Origin of the sequence: Pantoea sp. S62, from assembly GCF_016658625.1 — a bacterium.
GTDB classification, from domain to species: domain Bacteria; phylum Pseudomonadota; class Gammaproteobacteria; order Enterobacterales; family Enterobacteriaceae; genus Pantoea; species Pantoea vagans.
This window is the reverse complement of the sequence record NZ_JACVVI010000003.1, coordinates 192,439-213,823: the sequence shown is the minus strand read 5'-3', so window position 1 is coordinate 213,823 and position 21,385 is coordinate 192,439. Positions and strand designations below refer to the sequence as shown.

Sequence of the window (21,385 nt, the reverse complement as noted above, 5' to 3'; positions counted from 1 at the left end):
TTATTGAATAAGCGTAACCGGGGCGAGCCGCCGGAACGGTTCAGAATGTGCTATGATGCGCACAATTATATTTATTGAATCAGCTGGTTATCCCGGCTTGCAGGGCGCTGCTTCAGGCAGCGACACCGTCTGAGTAAGGTTGTCACTATTATGTCATCTCCCGATACTTCCCCACTGGCAGCGCTCTGGCCACGGCTCGACGGTGTCATGCTGCGCGATCGCCAGCGTCTGCAGCGCCGCTTGCAGGGTGCCAGAAAAGCTAAAAATCCCGAGGCACAGCAGGGCATTGCCCGCGAGCTGGAGCAGGAATTTATTGCTGCTGAACAGCGCGTGGCCCAGCGCCGCGCGGCAACGCCAGCCATAACATTCCCGGACAATCTGCCGGTCAGTCAGAAGCAGCAGGATATTGCGGCGGCGATTCGCGACAATCAGGTGGTGATTGTTGCGGGTGAAACCGGTTCAGGTAAAACCACGCAGCTGCCGAAAATCTGTCTGGCGCTGGGACGCGGTATCACCGGGTTAATTGGTCATACGCAGCCGCGTCGTCTGGCTGCGCGCACTGTGGCGAATCGCATTGCTGATGAGCTCAGTACCTCACTGGGCGGCTGTGTCGGCTATAAGGTGCGGTTTAACGACCAGGTCAGCGACCTGACGCAGATTAAACTGATGACCGACGGTATCCTGCTGGCGGAGATCCAGCAGGATCGCCTGCTGATGCAATATGACACCATCATCATTGATGAGGCGCACGAGCGCAGCCTGAATATCGATTTCCTGCTCGGTTATCTGCGTGAGCTGCTGCCGCGCCGCCCCGATCTGAAAGTGATTATTACCTCGGCGACCATCGATCCGCAGCGCTTCTCGCGGCACTTCAACAACGCGCCGGTGATTGAAGTTTCCGGCCGGACTTACCCGGTCGAAGTGCGCTACCGGCCGGTGGTTGAAGAAGCGGATGATGGCGATCGCGATCAGCTGCAGGCGATATTTGATGCGGTGGATGAGCTGGGACGCGAGAGTCGCGGCGATATTCTGATTTTCATGAGCGGTGAGCGCGAAATCCGCGACACCGCCGATGCGCTGAATAAACGCGACCTGCCGCACACCGAAGTGCTGCCGCTCTATGCGCGACTGTCGAACGCCGAACAGAACCGGGTATTTCAGTCGCACAGTGGCCGTCGCATCGTGCTGGCGACCAACGTGGCGGAAACTTCACTGACGGTGCCTGGGATCAAATATGTTATCGATCCCGGTACGGCACGTATCAGTCGCTACAGCTTCCGCACCAAGGTGCAGCGCCTGCCGATTGAGCCGATATCGCAGGCCTCCGCCAACCAGCGAAAAGGGCGTTGCGGCCGTGTTTCAGACGGTATCTGTATTCGTCTCTACTCGGAAGATGACTTCCTGAGCCGTCCGGCCTTTACCGATCCGGAAATCCTGCGTACCAACCTGGCATCGGTGATCCTGCAGATGACCTCGCTGGGACTCGGCGATATCGCTGCTTTCCCGTTTGTGGAAGCGCCCGATAAGCGCAACATTCAGGATGGCGTCCGCCTGCTGGAAGAGCTGGGTGCGCTGACCCTGAATGAGGAGAGCGGACACTACAAACTCACCGGCTCCGGTCGTCAGCTGGCACAGTTGCCGGTCGATCCGCGTCTGGCACGAATGGTGCTGGAAGCGCAGAAATTTGGCTGCGTGCGTGAAGTGATGATCATCACCGCCGGTCTGTCGATTCAGGACCCGCGCGAGCGCCCGGCAGAGAAAAAGCAGGCGTCCGATGAGAAGCACCGGCGCTTTGCCGACAAAGACTCCGACTTCCTCGCCTATGTGAACCTCTGGAACTACCTGGCGGAGCAGCAGAAAGCCCTGTCGGGCAACCTTTTCCGCCGCCAGTGCAAAAGCGACTTCCTGAACTATCTGCGCGTACGGGAATGGCAGGATATTTATACCCAGCTGCGGCAGGTGGTGCGAGAACTGGGCATTCCGGTTAACAGCGAACCGGCTGAGCTGCAGCCCGTTCACTGCGCGCTGCTTAGCGGTCTGCTGTCGCACATCGGCCAGAAGGACACCGACAAGCAGGAGTACACCGGCGCACGCAATACCCGCTTCTCGATTTTCCCGGGTTCCGGGCTGTTTAAGAAGCCGCCGAAATGGGCCATGGTGGCAGAACTGGTTGAAACCAGCCGCCTTTGGGGCCGCACGGCGGGGCGGATTGAGCCGGAGTGGATTGAGCCGCTGGCGCAGCACCTGATCAAGCGCAGCTACAGTGAACCGCACTGGGAGAAATCGCAGGGCGCGGTAATGGCTGCCGAGAAGGTTACGCTCTATGGCCTGCCGATTGTGGCCGCCCGCAAGGTAAACTATGGCAGCATTGATCCTACTCTGAGCCGTGAGCTGTTTATCCGTCACGCGCTGGTGGAGGGCGACTGGCAGACGCGTCACGCCTTCTTCCGTGCTAACCAGAAGCTGCGCAGTGAAGTCGAAGATCTGGAACACAAATCCCGCCGTCGCGATATTCTGGTGGATGACGAAACGCTGTTTGCTTTTTATGACCAGCGCATTGGCAAAGAGGTGGTCTCAGCGAAGCATTTCGACAGCTGGTGGAAAAAGGCCAGCCGTGAAAATGCGGAGCTGCTGAACTTCGACAAACAAATGCTGATCAAAGAGGGCGCGGATAAGGTCAGCCAGCTTGATTACCCTAACTTCTGGCATCAGGGCAACCTTAAACTGAAGCTGAGTTACCAGTTTGAGCCGGGTGCCGATGCGGATGGCGTGACGGTACATATTCCGCTGCCGCTGCTGAATCAGATTGAAGATAGCGGTTTTGAATGGCAGATCCCCGGGGTACGCCGTGAGCTGATCATCGCGCTGATTAAGTCACTGCCCAAGCCGCTGCGCCGCAACCTGGTGCCGGCACCCAACTATGCCGAGGCGTTCCTGGGACGCGTCAACGCAATGGAGATGCCGCTTCCCGATGCGCTGTCCCGTGAGTTTCGCCGCATGGCCGGCGTCACGCTGGAGCGGGAAAACTGGCAGTGGGAACAGGTGCCCGATCATCTGAAAATGACCTTCCGGGTGGTGGATGAGCACAACCGTAAACTGCTGGAAGGTAAAGATCTCAGCGCGCTCAAGGCACAGCTGAAAGGCAAGGTGCAGGAGACGCTGTCAAAAGTGGCAGATGACGGGCTGGAGCAGAGCGGTCTGCATATCTGGAGCTTTGGTGAACTGCCGCGCAGCTACGAACAGAAGCGCGGTAGCTATCAGGTCAAAGCCTGGCCTGCGCTGGTCGATGAGAAAGAGAGCGTCGCCATTCGCCTGTTTGACAGCGAGCAGGAGCAGCAGAAAATGATGTGGCGCGGTCAGCGTCGTCTGCTGCTCCTGAATGTGCCGTCACCGGTTAAATATCTGCACGAGAAGTTGCCGAACAAAGCCAAGCTCGGACTTTACTTCAACCCTTATGGCAAAGTGCTGGAGCTGATTGATGACTGCATCGCCTGTGGCATCGACAAACTGATGGGTGAAGCGGGCGGTCCGGCCTGGGATCAGACCTCGTTTGAGCAGTTGCGTGACAAAGTTCGCGGCGAACTCAATGAGACCGTCGTGACCATTGCGAAGCAGGTTGAGCAGATCCTGACGGCCGTCTTCAACATCAATAAGCGTCTCAAAGGCCGGGTCGATATGACGATGGCGTTGGCGTTGTCCGACATCAAGGCGCAATTAAGTGGTCTGGTTTATCGCGGCTTTGTCACCGGCAACGGCTGGCAGCGACTGGCGGATACGCTGCGTTACCTGCATGGCATTGAGCGGCGGCTGGAAAAACTGCCTGCCGATCCTCACAGCGATCGCGCGCGCATGTTAAAAGTGCAGGCAGTGGAACAGGCGTATCAGGCGTGGCGCAACAAATTGCCGCCGCAGCGTCAGGATGATGAAGAGGTGAAGAACATTCGCTGGATGATTGAGGAGCTGCGTATCAGCTACTTTGCTCAGCAACTGGGTACGCCGTATCCCATCTCAGAGAAGCGAATTCTGCAGACAATGGAGCAGATAGCAGGGTAAAAGCCAGGATGCGCGCCGTAACAGGCGCGCATCCTATGAAGGGTAAGAAAGATTACTGCGCGAGAGATTCCAGCTTATCTTTAAATGAGGTGACCGAAATCGCGCGGTTATCAGCCAGATAGCGATCTTTGGCTGCCGGCGCAGAGCTTTGTACCGCGATTAACTGCCAGCCTTTATCACTTTTGAGCAGCAGCGGTGAACCACTGTCACCCGGCAGGGTATCACACTGATGCGACAGCACGGCGCGCTGCGCCCAGCCGGTAATCAGGCAATCACTGTGAGAGTAGAGCGTATCCAGATGATCGGCCGGATAGCCTGCCTGCGTCACTTTGCGTCCGGTCAGCTTCAGTGCCGCAGTAAGATCGCTGCGTGAGCCATCGAACAATGGAATCGGCGTAATCGCGGAGGGCGGATTGCGTAAAATTACGATGCCATAATCATAGGGCGCAGCACTGCTCGGCACGATCCAGCCTTCACCATCCGCTTTTAATTTTGATGCCAGCGAGGGTTCAACCCGCGCATCAATATCATGAAGTTCGTAGCGCCAGCCTTTATCACTGGCCATAAATCGCAGCGCAACCGGCTTATCGAAATTACCCGGCGGGGAGAGCAGACAGTGTCCGGCCGTCAGCGCCAGATGCGGAGAGATGAGCGTGGCAGTACAGAGGTTGCCGCTTTCGGTTTCCAGCTGACCAATGGCATCCCAGGGGGCAGCGGTAATATCGGTGATTGCCTGGCGATGATCCTTGCCGAAGAACAGCATCTTAATTTCAGCAGGAGTGGGCGAGTCATCGTCATCATCGGCGTGAACCGTGGTGGCAAAGCTGAAGAGTCCAACCATTAACAGGGTAGCCAGGCGCATAGAAATCTCAATGGCGAGAAAAATTAACGTTATTGTTATTACGTAAGTACGGTAACTATAGTCGGTGAGCGTTGAAAAAGGGAGTTTTATTGGTTAATCAGTACGCTACAGCGGCTAAATAAAAAAACTGGCTGCAACAATGCCACACAGGATCATAACAAGCAGAATAATTTCGAAGCGATAGCGACGCACTATTTCATCCACTCTCGTCATTTCATCCACTCCAGTAAAGAAACACCCGGCAGAACCGGGTGTTTTTAATTATCAACTCGTGGCCGTGCGCTGAAGGCGACCTTAGTTTTTAGCTGCTGGTTTCACAACTTTTTTGTGGTGAACTTTTTTAGCGGCCTGCGCTTTCTGAGCAGGTTTTACCACTTTTTTGTGATGAACTTTCTTAGCAGCCTGGGCTTTCTGAGCCGCTGGCTGAGTTACTTTTTTGTGGTGAACTTTTTTAGCAGCCTGGGCTTTCTGAGCGGCTGGTTTAGTTGCTTTTTTGTGGTGAACTTTTTTAGCGGCCTGCGCTTTCTGTGCAGCAGGTTTTACCGCTTTCTTGTGGTGCACTTTTTTAGCAGCCTGCGCTTTCTGCGCGGCATCTTTTTTCACTGCTTTTTTGTGGTGTTTCTTAGCAGCCTGGGCTTTCTGAGCTGCTTTATGGTGTTTCTTGTGCGCAGTTTTGTGAACGGTTTTAGCCGGTGCTGCAGCGGTAGTAGTAGTTGTTGCGGCTGGCGCAGCAGCTGGAGCAGCTGTGGTGTCAGCAGCGAAAGCAACAGAAGACATACCCATAGCAGCGGCGACAACCAGTGCAAATAATTTTTTCATTGCAAATCCCTCGGAGACTATTTTTTCATGTGTAGCCCACTGCGGGGCCGGTGAAGAGACTATAGGGAAATCAATGAACGGTGTCCGTGGGTGTTTGGTATCGGCGTGTAACCGATTGTACAAAGGCGGGAAAGGGCGGTCAGCAGACCGCCCGGAAGCTTAGCTATTCAGGTAGCGTTGTTCAAGATGCTGGCGGAGGAAAGCCGGATTCAGGGCTTCGCCGGTGGCATTGATCAGCAGCTGGTCAGTGGAGAAACGGCTGCCGTGCTGCCAGATGTTCTGTTGCAGCCAGTCAAATACCGGCTGCAGTTCACCGTGCTGAATCAGCTCGCTGAGCTGAGGAATGGCGTTCTGTACCGACCGGAACAGCTGTGCGGCATACATCGCGCCAAGCGTATAGGTCGGGAAGTAACCAAATGCACCGTCGGTCCAGTGGATATCCTGCATACAGCCATCGCGGTAGTTACCGCGGGTATCCAGCCCCAGCGACTGCATCATCTTCTCATCCCATAACGCCGGGATGTCCTCAACCTCAATCTCGCCTTCAATCAGCGCCTGCTCAATTTCATAGCGCAGAATGACATGCGCCGGGTAGCTCAGCTCATCGGCGTCAACCCGGATCAGGCCTGGTTTCACCTGCTGAGTCAGGCGCACGAAATTATCCGCCTGCAGGGCGGGCTGATCGCCAAAGGTCGCGATCACCTGCGGCAGAATGCGCTGCAGGAATTCGCGGCTGCGACCCAGTTGCATCTCCATAAACAGGCTTTGTGATTCATGAATAGCCGTGGAGCGCGCCAGCGCCACCGGCTGACCGCGCCACTGCTGCGGCAGATTCTGCTCATAGCGGGCATGACCGGTTTCGTGAATCACGCCCATCATGGCGCTGAGAAACTCATTCTCGTTGTAACGGGTGGTGATGCGTACATCTTCCGGGACGCCGCCACAGAAGGGATGCGCACTGATGTCGAGGCGGCCATGGTTAAAGTCGAAACCCAGCGTCTCCATAATGCTCAGACCGAGCTGACGCTGCGCTGGAACGGCGAACGGCCCCTGCGGCGTGATAAATGGCTGCTGTGCCTGTTTTTCCACAACCTGCTGCAGCAAAGCGGGCAGCCAGGTTTTCAGCTCGCCAAAGGTTTCATCCAGTCGGGCGCGTGTCATACCCGGCTCATAGAGATCCAGCAGCGCATCGTAACGCGAACAGCCACTGGCGTCAGCGCGACGCTGTGCCTCTTCGCGGCTCAGCCGTACGACTTCTTTGAGGTTGGCGGCAAAGCCCTGCCAGTCGTTAGCGGGACGCTGAGTGCGCCACGCATGTTCACATACTGAACCGGCGATCGATTTGGCTTCCACAAAATCATCAGGAAGCAGGGTGGCCTGCTGATAGGCGCGCTGCATCTCGTTGAGATTGGCCCGCTCGACATCGTTCAGGGACTGCTGCTCAGCAGCCTTTAGCCACTCACCGACCTGCGGGGCGGTCAGGATCTGGTGCTGCAACACGCTCATTTCGGCCAGTGCTTCACCACGCGCCTGACTACCGCCTGGCGGCATGGTGGTTTGCATGTCACAGCCAGCGATAGCCGTGACGTGACTGAAACGGGAAAGGCGCTGGAAGGTTTTGGTCAGTTGTTGATACGCTGAGGTCACGTAAGACTCCTTGTGGATTTTAACGCAGCGGAATTTCCCGCAAGGTTAGATCAACCGGCCAGCAAAAGCGAATGCTGGCACCGCCCAGCGGGCTGGACTCAATGGTTACGTTGCCGCTCAGCGCCTGGGCAATGGAGTGAACAATGGCCAGGCCCAGTCCGCAGCCGCCTGTGGCGCGATCGCGGCTGGGATCAAGCCGGACAAAGGGTTCGAAAACCCGTTCACGTTCGTCGGGCGGAATGCCCGGACCGTCATCTTCCACCTGCAGACACCCGACCGGACCGTCGAACCATAAACTGACGCGCAGCCGCTGCTGCGCATAGCGCAGCGCGTTGTTCACCAGGTTATCCAGCACCCGCTCCATGAGTCGGGTGTCAGAAACACCGATGTTTTCACGCTGCGGCAGGTCAAGGTCAAGTCGTATGTCCGGATTAATGGTGCGGAAATCGTCCAGCCGCTCACTCAGCCAGCTGGCCAGATCCAGCGATTTCAGATTCAGATCGACGCGCGGCCGATCAAGACGTGCATAGGTCAGCAGCTCCTCAATCAGGCTTTCAAGCTGGCCGATGTCGCGGTTCAGCGCCACCCGTTCACCATCCGTCAGGTTATCGCTCATCTCCAGCCGGTAGCGCAGGCGCACCAGTGGCGTTCGCAGCTCATGGGCAATACCGTCAATCAGCTGCTTCTTACTGGCGACCAGCGTGTTGATGTTCTCGGCCATCTGATTAAAGGCGATGCCCAGCCGGAACAGGCTGGAGGTGCTGTCGAAATGGGTGCGCACATCCAGCTCGCCCCGGCCAAAGCGCTGTGCCGCTTTTTCCAGGCGCTGCATCTCCTGCCAGTGCGGACGCAGCCAGATAAATACCGGCAGCGCCAGCGACATGCCAATAAACACCAGCAGAGCAATATCCAGCAGTCGCATCTGGTGCAGATAAAAGAGATAGGGAATCGGCCCCACCGATAAGACATAGTGGCTGCGCGGAATATGCTGCAGAAAGGTGTATTGATCGTCGAGCGCGACAATCTCTCCGGCGTGCAACCGGCGCATATTGCTTTCATCAAGCTGATATTTGCTCATCGGCTCAATGTGCAGGTCAAACGACAGGCCGAGATCGAGACTCTTGATGGTTTTGTTCCAGTCACGCGGCGGGATCTCACGCAGTTCGCTGCGGATCAGGTAGAGCGAGCTGGCCATAAGGTCATTCATTGACTGCCGGCCCGCGCGCTCAGCGGTGAACTTATAGACCAGACCCACCAGCAGCGCCATGACCAGAAAGCAGACAAACAGCAGCAGATAGAACTGAATAAAGAGCTTTCTCATAATTCGCGGGTATCCCAGGCCTGGGGGGCGAACAGATAGCCTTTATTGCGGATGGTTTTAATGCGGAACGGCTCGGTAGCGCTGTCGTGGAGCTTTTTACGCAGGCGGGAGATGGCCACGTCGATGCTGCGGTCCAGGCCGTCATAACTGACGCCGCGCAATGTTTTCAGCAGTGCATCCCGGTTAAGCGTCTGACCCGCATGGCTGGCGAGAACCCACAGCAGATCGAAATCCGCAGTGGAGAGGGCGATCTGCTCGTCAAACAGCGTCACCTGACGGTTCAGGGCATCAATGGTCAGCGAGCCAAAACGCAGCATACGATTCGTGGCAGGCGCAGCAGGCGCATCTTCCGGCTGCCCATGCTGGGACTGGCGCAGATGCAGGCGCAGGCGGGCCAGCAGCACAGCGGGTGGTGTGGTTTTCAGGATGTAATCCTGCGCACCCATCTCCAGAGCCAGAATATGGTTCATGTCGCTGTCCAGTGAGGTAAGCAACACGATCGGTCCCTGCCAGTTGGCCCGCAGGTCGCGACAGATGGTCATGCCATCTTTGCCCGGCAACATGATATCCAGCATCACCAGGTCGGGTTGCTGTTCGGCAATAACCGCTTCAGCACGGTCGCCACGTGTCTCAACAATGACTTCAATATCGTGACGGCCAAGATAGGCCGCAATCAGTGAACCCACTTCGGGTTCATCTTCTACATAAACAATTTTGTTCATAGTTCACAGGGCAGAGTCAGGGATGGATGAAAGCATATCTTTTCCTGGTCCTGAGCTCTACGCTATCGCACGAAATATCCAGGGCTTGCTGGTATATATCCGGCAAAATGTGCAATCATTAGCGCGGCCTTTTTGCGCCAGGTTTGGGATATTGATGATTACCATGAGGAGCGTTAGTGTGTCTGATAAAGAGCTGGCATCAGCCATATACCCCGACCGCATCTGCTTCAATTACAGTGACTTTCTTTCCGCTTCCTGCAAAAAGCGCTGGAGCTTCGTCGATGCTATTTATGGTGTGATGCCGATATTTGGCATGGTGACACGTAAATCGGCAAACCGTTTACAGGGCAGTGACGACCCGTTAAAAGAATTAGCATTACAAATCATTTCTACTCAGGTCAGCGACGAAATTAACATCGCGCGCCTGATTACTCTCGCAGAACAGCAGCAGATTAGTCGCTTTGATATCCAGCTCCCTTATCCACTTTCGGCGGAGCAGCTGGACGCCATCCACTACGAATATGCGAAGCCGCTGAATCTCACACAGCAGGATGACCTGCTGTGCGTATCCATTCCAGTGCAGTCACACTGAAAACCCTTTCGGGCAGGCTTTACGTCGTCAGCTCCCATACGGCGGGCAATGTCGCGGCAATCAGCAGTCCCATCGCAATCCGCTCCAGCGAGGTCAGCGCAATATCGGCGCGGCCGCCGCGTCGTGCAAACAGGAACAGCAGCAGGCCTGGCGTGTAGAGCACCACTGACATCATCAGGTGCATGGGTCCTGAGGCGTACAACAGCCAGATGCCATACACGCTGGCACCCACACCGATCGCCATCGCCAGCGGCTTATGCTGTCCGTGCACCACTTTGATCAGATATAACCCCACCAGCAGATAGGGTACCAGAATCATCTCCGAGGCGATGGTCAGCAGGTTGTTGTAGTCAGCACCGGTCAGGGCAATCAGGATCAGGCAGAGCTGAATACTGCCGTTGGTCAGCCACAGCGAGGCGGCTGGCGCGTTATGGCGGTTCTGCCGGGCGATACTGCGGGGAAAGGCGCCCTGTTGCGCGGCAATCAGCGGCACTTCCGCGGCCATAATCGTCCAGCTCAGATAGGCCCCGCACACGGAGACAATCAGACCCACCGCAATCACCGCATCGCCCCAGTTACCCATCAGTCGGGTCATTAATCCGGCCATTGAAGGATTACGCATCTCAGCCAGTTCAGCACGCGGCACCACGCCCAGCGACAGCAGCGTGACCAGCAGATAGACCAGCAGCGCAGCCAGCACGGCAAATAAGGTTGCACGGCCCACATCCTTTTTCTGGCGAGCACGGGCAGAGACGACCACCGCACCTTCGACCCCGATAAAGACCCATAGGGTGATCAGCATGGTCTGCTTAACCTGCTCCCAGAGCGGTTTTCCCAGCGTGACGCCGGAAAAATCGAAGCGGAAACGATCATAGTTGAACGCCATCACCGCCAGTACAATAAACAGCAGCAGCGGCACCAGTTTGCCCAGCGTCGCCATCAGATTGATGCTGGCCGCGGTCTGCACGCCGCGCAGCACCAGCCAGTGAACCAGCCACAGCAGCACAGATGCACCCAGCATCGCCTGCCAGGTGTTGCCATCACCAAAGATAATCCGGTCAGGCGTATCGGTGAAGAAGCTCAGGGCAGAGAAGACAATCACCAGATAGGAGACGTTGGCGATCACCGCGCATAGCCAGTAGCCCCAGGCGGAACAGAACCCCATCAGTTCGCCGAACCCGGCGCGGGCGTAGGTAAAGATGCCGCCGTCCAGCTCGGGCTTGAGGCGGGTCAGCAGTAGCATCGCCAGCGACAGAAAGATAATGCCGACACCGGTAATCAGCCACCCCAGCAACAGCGCCGCCGGGCCAGCCACTGCGGCCATGTTTTGCGGCAGACTGAACACGCCTGCACCCAGCATTGAGCTGAGCACCAGCGCCGTCAGCGCACCGAGACCTAATTTTTTCTCCAAAACAACCTTCCCGCTAGCATATATGGCTGGGTAAACCGGATTTCATCACTGAGTTATCGCAGCGCAGCGGCAAAATACAGAGACAATATCCGGTAAAACAGGCGGAGGATTTTACGGAGAGTGGCAGGGGATGGCAATGCGTGACTATGCAAAACAGCGCAGTAATTATGCAAACAGCAGGGCGGCGGGTACCGCCCTGAAGGGACTACTTAAACAGGTCAGCCGTAACGGTCAGGTTACCGCCACTCTGGTTCTGCCACTGGCGGGTGACATGGTAGAACTTCGCACCTTTATCGGCTGCACGCTTCGCCACTTCTTCTGAAATCTCAGTGGGTGTACCGAAGTGTCCGGTGAAGGTAACGGTATCGAACGGCTGCATCTGCGCGGCAGTGATTGCGTTCACTTCCTGCACGGATTTACCGTTTGGCAGATTCACCGTATAGCGCTTACCGGTTGAGCTTTGGGTTTCGAAGAAACGGCCCACTTTATTGCTTGGTGTTTCAGACGAGGCTACGCCTGGAATCTCAACGTTAGCGGCTGCAGCACCACCGGTTGCCAGCGCGGCTTTACCTGCTTCTGAATCGGCAGGAATCGCATTCGGTGTCTGTACTTTGCGTTCTTTAGCATCCGCTTTATAGACATAGGCGGTGACATACTGATTGCCGCCACTGTTGGCATCGATCTGGCGAACGATAAAGAAGGAGGCCGCGCCTTTCTGCTTAGCCGCTTTTGAAATCGCGTCGTTCACATCTGGCTGGCTGGCAAAGAAGCCGCTGACCGAAACGGTATCGAACGGTTCAAGCTTATACGCTTCTGCTTTAGGCAGTTCGTTGACGCCGTTGAAACGACGATAAGTCGTGGACTGCGTGGCTGCCGGTGCATCGGCTTTATAGAGGTCAGCCGTGACGCGCCAGTTACCGCTGTTGCCGTTGCTGTCGTTGATCGCCTGGATGTAATAAGAGGCAGCGCCCATCTGATCTGCACGCTTAGAGACCGCATCGGCTGCGTCGCCAATTGCGTTGAAACGGCCGGTGATATTAATACGTTCGAATGGCTTCAGCGCGGCCGCTTTTTCTGGCGTTAACTCCTGCGCAGCGAATGCATTGGCTGCCAGCAGAGACAACAGAGTGGACGCCAGAATAGTGTTCTTCAGCTTCATAAAAATAATCCTTCGCCTTACGCAAAAATGAGTACGAAAACGTGCTGGACTCTTGATGTATAACAGATTAGCCGCTGATTATTGCATGTTATAAACAGACTGTCGCAGCGATTTTTTGTGTCAGATCGCGTTATTCAACCATGATTTTTTCATTTGTTTGTCATCAAACGCCGTTATGGCGTGTTTTCGCACGGGTTACCACTAAAAACGGTAACTGTTAGCGCTTAAACAGTTAATGCATTGTTAAATAAAGGTTTTTATTGATGATTAATTCGGCCGGGCACAGTTTTTACTGGCAGATTATCTGCCTGCAGGACTGTTTCGCAGTGGGATAACGCAGCTTATTTAGCAGAAGCCTGAATAATCATGTGAATGTCACTACCCAGCGTAACCGCTCTGGATCGCTCGTCACATTTTCAGTAGGTTATAAACACTTTGAAATACATGCATTCCGACTATAAGTAGCTGAAACGCTGTTTCAGCTACGCTGTCGTCGTGCAGATTCGGGCCATCATCCTTAACCGATGAAAGGAAACACTATGTTAATTGGAATCCCCAAGGAAAGGTTGCCAAACGAGTCGCGCGTGGCTGCCACGCCAAAGACCGTGGAACAACTCATTAAGCTGGGTTTCAGCGTCACCCTTGAGCATGACGCCGGTCAGCGCGCCAGCTTTGATGATGAAAGCTACAGAGCAGCAGGCGCCACACTCAGCAGTCAGGAACAGGTCTGGCAGTCCGATATCGTTCTGAAGGTGAATGCACCGGATGAGGATGAGATTGCGCTCACCCGTGCCGGCAGCACGCTGGTCAGCTTTATCTGGCCTGCACAGAATCCCGATCTGCTTTCAAAGCTGGCTGCGCGTCAGGTCACGGTTATGGCGATGGACTCAGTGCCGCGTATTTCGCGTGCGCAGTCGCTGGATGCCCTGAGCTCCATGGCGAACATTGCCGGTTATCGCGCTATCGTCGAAGCCGCCCATGAATTTGGTCGTTTCTTTACCGGTCAGATTACTGCAGCCGGTAAAGTGCCACCGGCCAAAGTCATGGTGATTGGGGCCGGAGTGGCGGGACTGGCCGCGATTGGTGCAGCGGGCAGCCTGGGCGCGATTGTCCGGGCCTTTGATACCCGCCCTGAAGTTAAAGAGCAGGTGCAGAGTATGGGCGCCGAATTCCTTGAACTCGATTTCGAAGAGGAAGCGGGCAATGGCGATGGTTACGCCAAAGTCATGTCCGAGGCCTTTATCAAGGCAGAGATGGCGCTGTTTGCCAGTCAGGCCAGAGAAGTCGACATCATTGTCACCACGGCGCTGATCCCAGGTAAACCGGCACCGAAACTGATCACCGAAGAGATGATCGCCAGCATGAAGCCTGGCAGCGTAATTGTTGATCTGGCGGCGCAGACCGGTGGCAACTGTGCGCTGACCGTCGCCGATCAGGTGACCGTGACGCCTAACGGTGTGAAAATCATCGGTTACACCGATCTGCCCAGCCGTCTCGCGACACAATCTTCCCAGCTTTACGGCACCAACCTGGTCAATCTGCTCAAGCTGCTGTGCAAAGAGAAAAATGGCGAAATCCATGTCGATTTCGACGATATGGTGGTGCGGGGCGTGACTGTCGTGCGCGAGGGCGAGGTCACCTGGCCGGCACCGCCGATTCAGGTCTCTGCTGCGCCACAGGCTAAACCGGCAGCTCAGAAACCCGCAGAGAAGGCTGAAGCAAAGCCGGTGTCTCCGTGGCGCAACACCCTGCTGATCGCACTGGCTATCGTTCTGTTTGGCTGCCTGGCCAACGTAGCGCCAGCTGAGTTCCTCTCACACTTTACCGTGTTCGCGCTCTCCTGCGTGGTGGGTTACTACGTGGTCTGGAACGTCAGTCATGCGCTGCATACGCCGCTGATGTCCGTCACCAACGCCATCTCCGGCATTATCGTCATCGGTGCGGTACTGCAGATGGGCCACGGTGGCTGGGTCACCTTTATCTCCTTTATTGCCGTGCTGATTGCCAGCATCAATATCTTTGGTGGCTTTACCGTCACCCAGCGCATGCTGAAAATGTTTCGTAAGGGGTAACACATGTCTGGCGGATTAGTCACTGCAGCCTATATTGTGGCTGCAATTCTGTTCATCTGTAGCCTTGCGGGTCTCTCACGTCACGAGACCTCAAAGCGCGGGAATATTTTTGGTATCAGCGGCATGGCAATTGCGCTGGTTGCCACCATCTTTGGCCCGGACAGCGGAAACGTCGTCTGGATCCTGCTGGCGATGGTCATTGGCGGCGCTATCGGGATTCGTCTGGCGAAGAAAGTCGAAATGACAGAAATGCCGGAACTGGTCGCGATTCTGCACAGCTTTGTCGGTCTGGCCGCCGTGCTGGTGGGTATTAACAGCTACATCGACCACGCGCCTGGCCTGCCAGCTGTGATGGAGAATATCCATCTGAGCGAAGTGTTTATCGGTATCTTCATCGGTGCTGTCACCTTCACCGGCTCGCTGGTAGCGTTTGGCAAGCTGTGCGGCAAAATCTCTTCAAAACCGCTGGCGTTACCCCATCGTCATAAGCTGAATCTGCTGGCGCTGGTCGTTTCGTTCCTGCTGTTGCTGTGGTTTGTTAACACCAGCAGCACGGGTGCTCAGGTGTTTGCACTGCTCCTGATGATGGTGATTGCGCTGGCGTTTGGCTGGCATCTGGTTGCCTCTATTGGCGGCGCGGATATGCCTGTTGTGGTCTCGATGCTGAACTCCTATTCAGGCTGGGCTGCGGCCGCAGCGGGTTTCATGCTGAGCAACGATCTGCTGATTGTAACCGGTGCGCTGGTGGGTTCGTCGGGTGCAATTCTCTCCTACATCATGTGCAAAGCGATGAACCGTTCGTTCATCAGCGTGATTGCGGGCGGGTTTGGCACGGAAGTCAGCAGCGGCGATGAAAGTCAGGAAGCGGGCGAGCATTGTGAGATCACAGCTGAAGAAACTGCAGAGATGCTCAAGGCATCCAGCTCGGTGATTATCACCCCAGGCTACGGTATGGCAGTGGCGCAGGCGCAGTATCCGGTCGCGGAAATGACTGCCCGACTGCGTGCGCTTGGCATCAACGTGCGCTTCGGCATTCATCCGGTGGCAGGGCGCTTACCAGGTCACATGAACGTGCTGCTGGCCGAGGCCAAAGTGCCTTACGACGTGGTGCTGGAGATGGACGAAATCAACGATGACTTCAGCGACACCGACACGGTGCTGGTCATTGGTGCCAACGATACGGTTAACCCGGCAGCGCAGGATGATCCCCGCAGTCCGATTGCCGGCATGCCGGTGCTGGAAGTGTGGAAAGCGCACAACGTGGTGGTGTTTAAACGCTCAATGAATACCGGCTATGCCGGGGTGCAGAACCCGCTGTTCTTCAAAGAGAATAGTCAGATGCTGTTTGGCGATGCCAAAGCCAGCGTAGAAGCCATTCTTAAAGCGCTGTAATAAAAAAGGGCGGCTAATCAGCCGCCCTTTTTCTGTCAGAGGATAATCAATCCTCCTCATCCTCTTCATCATCCAGGTCAATCGGCGATTTGAAATCGTCAGGCTTAAGCGCCAGGAGATCGCAGCGCAGATGATCAATCACTTGTTCCGCCGTATTACCCAGGAACGCTGCCGACAGGCCGGTGCGTCCTATGGTACCTAATACCACTACACCAGCACCGAGATGCGCCGCCAGATCCGGGATGACTTCTTCCGGCAGGCCTTTAGCCACATGGGTGAACTCTTCACCAATCGAGAACTTCTGCCGCAGCGCTTTCATCGCCACCAGATGCTGACCACGAATCGCATCGTTATAGACGCTGGGATCAAAGTCCGGCAGCTCGATAGCGATGTTGATAGGGGTAATCGGGTAAGCACCGACCAGGTGAACTTCGGTCTGATTCACTTTTTCTGCCAGTTTGACCGTTTCACGAATCAGCTTCTGATTCAGGCCATCATGATGTGGCTCTTCACTGGCAAGATTGACCGCGACAATGGCTTTACCGCCTTCCGGCCACGGCTGATCTTTGACCATCCAGACCGGGCACGGGCATTTACGCAGCAGGTGCCAGTCGGTCGGCGTGAAGATGACCGATTCAAGCCGGTCATGCTGATGGGCCATCTTCAGCACCAGATCGTGCTGATGGGCAAGCACTTCCTGGATGATGGCCTCAAAAGGACGGTTGTGCCAGGTCACTTTGATGTCAATTTCGACACCGGCATCCAGATAAGCGCGGGCCTGCTCACGGATCCACTCAGTGCGCTGGCTGATGACGCCCTGGCGCATTGACGCGCGCTCATCTGGCGAAAGCAGGGTGGTCATCTCATATGAGAAATCATAGATAGGCAGGAAAGCTTTAATCCTTCCGCCAATGCGTTGATTCAGATAGACCGCACGTCGCAGCGCGGGCTGATCGTCTTGCTGGGCATCAATGGCGACCAGAATATTTTGGTACTGGGACATGAGGCGTTCTCCTTAAACCAGAGCGACTGGAATAAAGATAGCCTATGTTGCACAGCGGAAGAAGGGAAAAAGTTACTGCCGGATCAACAAAATAAGATTTATTGATCCGGCTGCGGATCAGGCGGCCTGATGGCTCTGACCGGCTAACTCTTCCAGCAGGGCGTGGTTTTCAATAGTGATGTATTTGCCTTTCACCGCCAGCATGCCGGACTTCTGGAAACGACCCAGCAGGCGGCTGATCGTTTCAACCGTCAGGCCCAGGTAATTACCAATGTCACCACGCGTCATGGTGAGGCGGAATTCACGCTGTGAAAAACCGCGCTGGCCGAAACGACGGGACAGGTTCCAGATAAACGCCGCCAGGCGCTCTTCAGCATTTTTCTTCGACAGCAGCAGGATCATATCCTGATCGCCTTTGATTTCACCGCTCATCAGACGCATCATCTGCTGACGCAGGGCAGGCATTTTTCCTGACAGGTCATCCAGGGTTTCAAACGGAATTTCACAGACCATTGCCGTTTCCAGCGCCTGCGCAAAGCTGGGATGGCTGGAACCCATGATGGCATCAAAGCCGACTAAATCGCCCGCCAGATGAAAACCGGTGATTTGCTCATCACCCTGTTCGGTAATAGTGTAACTTTTGATCGTGCCGGAACGAATCGCATACAGGGATTTCAGTTCGTCGCCTGCTTTAAAAAGGGTTTGCCCTTTCTGGATCGGTTTTTTACGCTCAATGATATTGTCGAGCTGATCCAGCTCATGTTCATTTAACGTGAAGGGGATGCAGAGCTGACTGATGCTGCAATCCTGGCAGTGAATGGCACAACCGCCCGACTGAATACGACGAATGCTGCGTTTTTCAGGGATCATAATGGTTTGCTCGACGATTATTGACTGGGGTCAATTTTAACATTTTTTGTGCTGAAGGGAACTCATCCGAGCAGTTTTACACCCACAAACATTATGGATGAAGCACACATCGACAAACGCTGATGTGACGGGCTTCTCAGAATGCCGCTATCGTTGACTGTCACGAAAAGTTTCCGCTTTTGTGATCTGTCACCCCTATTTTCATCGGCGGCAACATGGGTTAACGCGGGGTAGTCCGGTGATTACAGCTTTTGCTACGCTAACTGTTCAGGCCTGTTTTACCGGCTCCATCAATTTTAATCAGGTGTGAGAAAACCATGAACCTTGATGATAACGATCTCTTTCGGGATGCCATGGGCGATGTCACGCCGTTAAAAGACACCACCACAACCTTATGGCTTAAGTCGCCCTCGACAAAAGCACCACGCAAACCGCCAGGAGAGACAGAGCAGGAGAATTTCCTGACACGGGGTTATCTGGAGATTGTCCCGCTTAACACACCGCTGGAGTATAAAGCCGACGGCATACAGCAGGGTATTCTGGATAAACTGCGTCGGGGTGAGTACAAACTGGATGCCAGTCTCAACCTGTTGCGGCAACCGGTGGAGACCTGCCGTCAGGCCCTGTTCAGCTTCATGATGCAGGCACAAAAGCAGGACTTACGAAATCTGCTCATTATTCATGGTAAGGGCCGTGATGATGAATCCCATGCCAATATTGTGCGCAGCTATCTGGCGCGTTGGTTACAGCAGTTTGATGACGTACAGACCTTTTGCGTGGCCCAGACCCGCCATGGCGGAGCCGGGGCGCTCTATGTGGGATTGCGGAAAAGCGATAAGGCACGCCTTGAGAACCGCGAGCGGCATGCCAAACGCAGCCGCTAGCTGTGAAACTTGCGGATGGTGGACATTAACACCTCGGCACTCAGGCTCAACTCTGCGCCAGTCCGGGTAATGATGCCCACCGGCTCGCCTGGCCCGGAGGAGTTAATCGGCAGCGCACAGACCGCGTTATGGCTAAGATCCTCTTTAATCGCGCCAGACGGCACGAACCAGATGTAGTCGTAGCGGAGTGCCAGCTGACGCGCCAGTGAAGTCGACGACGTTTCAATGCAGTGGGGTGGCAACGTACAGCCTTGTTCATCCAGCATCTGCTGCGCAATCCGGCGCGGTGCGGTGCCCTCGGGGGAAATCACCACCGGCCACTGCATCGCCCGCGACAGCGTGACATTGTCACTTAAAAGCGGGTGTTCAGGTCTTACTACCAGCTTCAATGACTCCAGAAACAGCAGTTCATAGGTCAGCCCGGTCATCATGTCGCTGTCCGCCATCCGGCCAATGCCGATGTCGAACTCGCCGCCGCGTAATCCCGCCAGTAACACATTGTTATGCAGCGTCGCCACCTGAATGGTGGTGTTAGGCTGCAGCTGATGAAAACGATCAAGGATACGGGGCAGCATACCCATTGCGGCGGTGGTTAATGCACCCAGCCGGATAATCACCGGCGCGTCACCCGGCTGCTCATTAAAGCTCTGCCCGGCATGGTTCAGTGCGTCAAGCACCCGCACAGCATGGGTCAGAAACTGTTCTCCCATCGTGGTGAGCTGAGCGCCCAGGCGGCCACGCTCAAACAGTCGCACCCCCGTCAGCTCTTCCAGCTCATTCAGGGTTTTGGACAGGGCAGGCTGACTCAGGCTTAGCGTCTCTGCCGCACGGCCCAGTGTGCCTTGCTGCGCGACCGCAACAAAGGTATGTAGATGGCGCAAGCGAATGCGCTGATTGAAAAGGATATTTTTTTCCATACCCTAAACTTAATGAGAATGACCGCCTTCAGGCAACTGTTAAAAATGAATTCTGTTAACTTTGCTGCAAATTTATTTTAACAAACAGGGCAGAATGGCAACCTTATCCGTTAACTCTCTGATTAAAAAGCGCTCGTCTCAGTTTATTACTCACTCAGTGGTTCCTGAGAGTACGCGATATCAAGAGCTTAACGGCCTAAAGTTGAATAATTCTCACTATCATATAAAAATCTGACCGCTTAAGGTTAACGATGGGCTATCATAAGCGCCGTTTTTTTTACTTAATCTGATGCCAGATTGCGCTATTGCCAGGGAGTGTCCATTGACCAGCATCGGGGCGGTAGATGTCCGCCAGCTTATCAACCAGCAGAGCCTGAGCCACTGGCAAAAACGGCTCATTGCGCTCTGTTTTATTGTGGTGGCACTCGATGGCATGGACATTGCGATCATGGGATTTATTGCGCCAACGCTTAAAGCTGCATGGGGCGTAACCAATCACCAGCTCGGGGTCGTCATCAGCGCAGCATTAATCGGGCTGGCGCTGGGTGCCATGGTGGCGGGGCCGCTGGCTGACCGCTATGGCCGTCGCATGATGATCATCCTCAGCGTTTTCTTTTTTGGTCTCTGGACACTGGCAACAGCGCTGTCTCAGAACATCGAACAGATGATGCTGTTCCGCTTTCTGACCGGTCTGGGACTCGGTGCGGCGATGCCCAACGTCGGTACGCTGGTGGCAGAATATGCGCCTGAGCGGAGACGGGCTTTCATTATCACGGTCGTGTTCTGTGGCTTTACCTTTGGCGCCGCCAGCGGCGGATTTGCCGCGTCCTGGCTGTTACCACGCTATAACTGGCACTCGGTGTTGCTGCTGGGCGGCATTCTGCCGCTGATGGTGTTGCCCTTTTTGATCCGTGGCCTGCCGGAGTCAGTGCGGTTTCTTATCAGTCGTGGCGCACCCGCCGCCCACATTCACGCTATCCTCGAACGGATAATGCCGGGCAAAACCGCGCCCGATTGTGCATTTCACGCGCCTGAAGCGACATTACCCGCAGGCGGCGCGATTAGCACGGTGCTGTCGCGCCGTTATCTGTTTGGCAGCACAATGCTGTGGGGCGGCTATTTCATGGGACTGTTCATGGTCTACCTGATTGGCAGCTGGCTGCCATCTCTGGTGAATACCCTGGGCATGTCAGTTACCGAAGCGGCGATTATTACTGCCATGTATCAGGCAGGCGGAACGCTGGGCTCACTCTTTGCGGGCTGGATGATGGATCGCTTCAACGCCAACCTGGCGCTGGCCGCGATCTACGGCTGTGGCGGACTGTTTATTGTGGCACTTGGCTTTTCGCCCGCCGAAGTAGGCATGATGAGCGCGATCGCCTTTTGCAGCGGCTTCTGTTTTAACGGTGCCAATACCGGCATGAATGCCTTATCTGCCAGCTACTATCCTACTCACGCACGCGCTACGGGCTCCAGCTGGATGCATGGCGTGGGTCGCATCGGCGCAATTCTGAGCGCCTTTGTGGGTGCAGAGATGATGTCACTTGGCTGGTCTTTCAGCGTTATTTTTCTGCTGCTGGCGATACCGGCTGTGATCACCACCCTGATGCTGCTGTTAAAAAACCGCTATGGCTTTAAGCCGATCACAGATTCGTGATTTT

Annotated in this window: 16 protein-coding genes; 6 read left to right on the top strand and 10 right to left on the bottom strand. The window is 55.3% G+C overall.

Annotation, left to right across the window (positions count from 1 at the left end; translation table 11 throughout):
* The first annotated feature begins 150 nt into the window (after nucleotides 1–150).
* Complete coding sequence (gene hrpA / locus IBT54_RS06100) at nucleotides 151–4,053, top strand: ATP-dependent RNA helicase HrpA (protein WP_201251818.1); 3,903 nt, start codon at nucleotides 151–153, stop codon at nucleotides 4,051–4,053.
* A gap of 52 nt (nucleotides 4,054–4,105) precedes the next feature.
* On the opposite strand, the gene IBT54_RS06095 is transcribed toward hrpA, so the two are convergent.
* The 5 genes from IBT54_RS06095 to rstA all read right to left on the bottom strand — a co-directional run bounded on the left by IBT54_RS06095 (nucleotide 4,106) and on the right by rstA (nucleotide 9,424).
* On the bottom strand, nucleotides 4,106–4,915 hold the full coding sequence (locus tag IBT54_RS06095) for a serine protease (RefSeq protein WP_008925243.1): 810 nt from the start codon (nucleotides 4,913–4,915) through the stop codon (nucleotides 4,106–4,108).
* Nucleotides 4,916–5,209: 294 nt separating this feature from the next.
* The gene (gene asr, locus IBT54_RS06090; RefSeq protein ID WP_013357956.1) at nucleotides 5,210–5,734 is read right to left on the bottom strand and encodes an acid resistance repetitive basic protein Asr; all 525 of its coding nucleotides are present in this window, start codon (nucleotides 5,732–5,734) and stop codon (nucleotides 5,210–5,212) included.
* A gap of 159 nt (nucleotides 5,735–5,893) precedes the next feature.
* Nucleotides 5,894–7,381: a carboxypeptidase M32 gene (locus IBT54_RS06085; RefSeq protein WP_201251817.1), complete on the bottom strand. Its 1,488-nt coding sequence runs from the start codon at nucleotides 7,379–7,381 to the stop codon at nucleotides 5,894–5,896.
* Nucleotides 7,382–7,400: 19 nt separating this feature from the next.
* Nucleotides 7,401–8,702 (bottom strand): two-component system sensor histidine kinase RstB, encoded by a 1,302-nt coding sequence (gene rstB, locus IBT54_RS06080; RefSeq protein WP_201251816.1) that lies wholly within the window; start codon nucleotides 8,700–8,702, stop codon nucleotides 7,401–7,403.
* The gene (gene rstA / locus IBT54_RS06075) at nucleotides 8,699–9,424 is read right to left on the bottom strand and encodes a two-component system response regulator RstA (RefSeq protein ID WP_201251815.1); all 726 of its coding nucleotides are present in this window, start codon (nucleotides 9,422–9,424) and stop codon (nucleotides 8,699–8,701) included. The genes rstB and rstA overlap by 4 nt, the downstream gene beginning before the upstream one ends.
* A gap of 178 nt (nucleotides 9,425–9,602) precedes the next feature.
* Here rstA and IBT54_RS06070 point away from each other — a divergent pair, with 178 nt between their 5' ends.
* A complete protein-coding gene (locus IBT54_RS06070) occupies nucleotides 9,603–10,016 on the top strand; it encodes a hypothetical protein (RefSeq protein WP_033783187.1) in 414 nt (137 codons plus the stop codon).
* Between the two features lie 19 nt (nucleotides 10,017–10,035).
* On the opposite strand, the gene IBT54_RS06065 is transcribed toward IBT54_RS06070, so the two are convergent.
* Both IBT54_RS06065 and ydgH read right to left on the bottom strand, forming a co-directional pair.
* Entirely contained in the window at nucleotides 10,036–11,427 is a 1,392-nt protein-coding gene (locus IBT54_RS06065; protein WP_201251814.1) for a basic amino acid/polyamine antiporter, read from the bottom strand.
* A 205-nt stretch (nucleotides 11,428–11,632) separates the two neighbouring features.
* Nucleotides 11,633–12,586 (bottom strand): DUF1471 family protein YdgH, encoded by a 954-nt coding sequence (gene ydgH / locus IBT54_RS06060; protein ID WP_095707151.1) that lies wholly within the window; start codon nucleotides 12,584–12,586, stop codon nucleotides 11,633–11,635.
* Nucleotides 12,587–13,125: 539 nt separating this feature from the next.
* Between ydgH and pntA the strand changes: the two genes are divergently transcribed.
* Both pntA and pntB read left to right on the top strand, forming a co-directional pair.
* Entirely contained in the window at nucleotides 13,126–14,658 is a 1,533-nt protein-coding gene (gene pntA / locus IBT54_RS06055; RefSeq protein ID WP_201251813.1) for a Re/Si-specific NAD(P)(+) transhydrogenase subunit alpha, read from the top strand.
* 3 nt (nucleotides 14,659–14,661) lie between these two features.
* Entirely contained in the window at nucleotides 14,662–16,050 is a 1,389-nt protein-coding gene (gene pntB, locus IBT54_RS06050) for a Re/Si-specific NAD(P)(+) transhydrogenase subunit beta (RefSeq protein WP_201251812.1), read from the top strand.
* A 46-nt stretch (nucleotides 16,051–16,096) separates the two neighbouring features.
* Here the strand turns inward: pntB and uspE are convergent, their stop codons facing one another.
* Together uspE and IBT54_RS06040 are read right to left on the bottom strand one after the other, a co-directional pair.
* Nucleotides 16,097–17,053 carry a universal stress protein UspE gene (gene uspE, locus IBT54_RS06045; RefSeq protein ID WP_201251811.1) on the bottom strand — a complete coding sequence of 319 codons (957 nt, stop codon included), beginning with the start codon at nucleotides 17,051–17,053 and terminating at the stop codon, nucleotides 16,097–16,099.
* 117 nt (nucleotides 17,054–17,170) lie between these two features.
* Complete coding sequence (locus IBT54_RS06040) at nucleotides 17,171–17,923, bottom strand: FNR family transcription factor (protein ID WP_010244686.1); 753 nt, start codon at nucleotides 17,921–17,923, stop codon at nucleotides 17,171–17,173.
* A gap of 317 nt (nucleotides 17,924–18,240) precedes the next feature.
* On the opposite strand from IBT54_RS06040, the gene smrA reads away from it, so the two are divergent.
* Nucleotides 18,241–18,807 carry a DNA endonuclease SmrA gene (gene smrA, locus IBT54_RS06035; protein ID WP_013357945.1) on the top strand — a complete coding sequence of 189 codons (567 nt, stop codon included), beginning with the start codon at nucleotides 18,241–18,243 and terminating at the stop codon, nucleotides 18,805–18,807.
* On the opposite strand, the gene IBT54_RS06030 is transcribed toward smrA, so the two are convergent.
* Nucleotides 18,804–19,724, bottom strand: a complete 921-nt coding sequence (locus IBT54_RS06030) for a LysR substrate-binding domain-containing protein (RefSeq protein WP_003853723.1) — start codon at nucleotides 19,722–19,724, stop codon at nucleotides 18,804–18,806. The two genes, smrA and IBT54_RS06030, sit on opposite strands and share 4 nt — an antisense overlap.
* Before the next feature lie 322 nt (nucleotides 19,725–20,046).
* Between IBT54_RS06030 and IBT54_RS06025 the strand changes: the two genes are divergently transcribed.
* A complete protein-coding gene (locus IBT54_RS06025; RefSeq protein ID WP_201251810.1) occupies nucleotides 20,047–21,381 on the top strand; it encodes an aromatic acid/H+ symport family MFS transporter in 1,335 nt (444 codons plus the stop codon).
* Nucleotides 21,382–21,385: the final 4 nt, after the last annotated feature.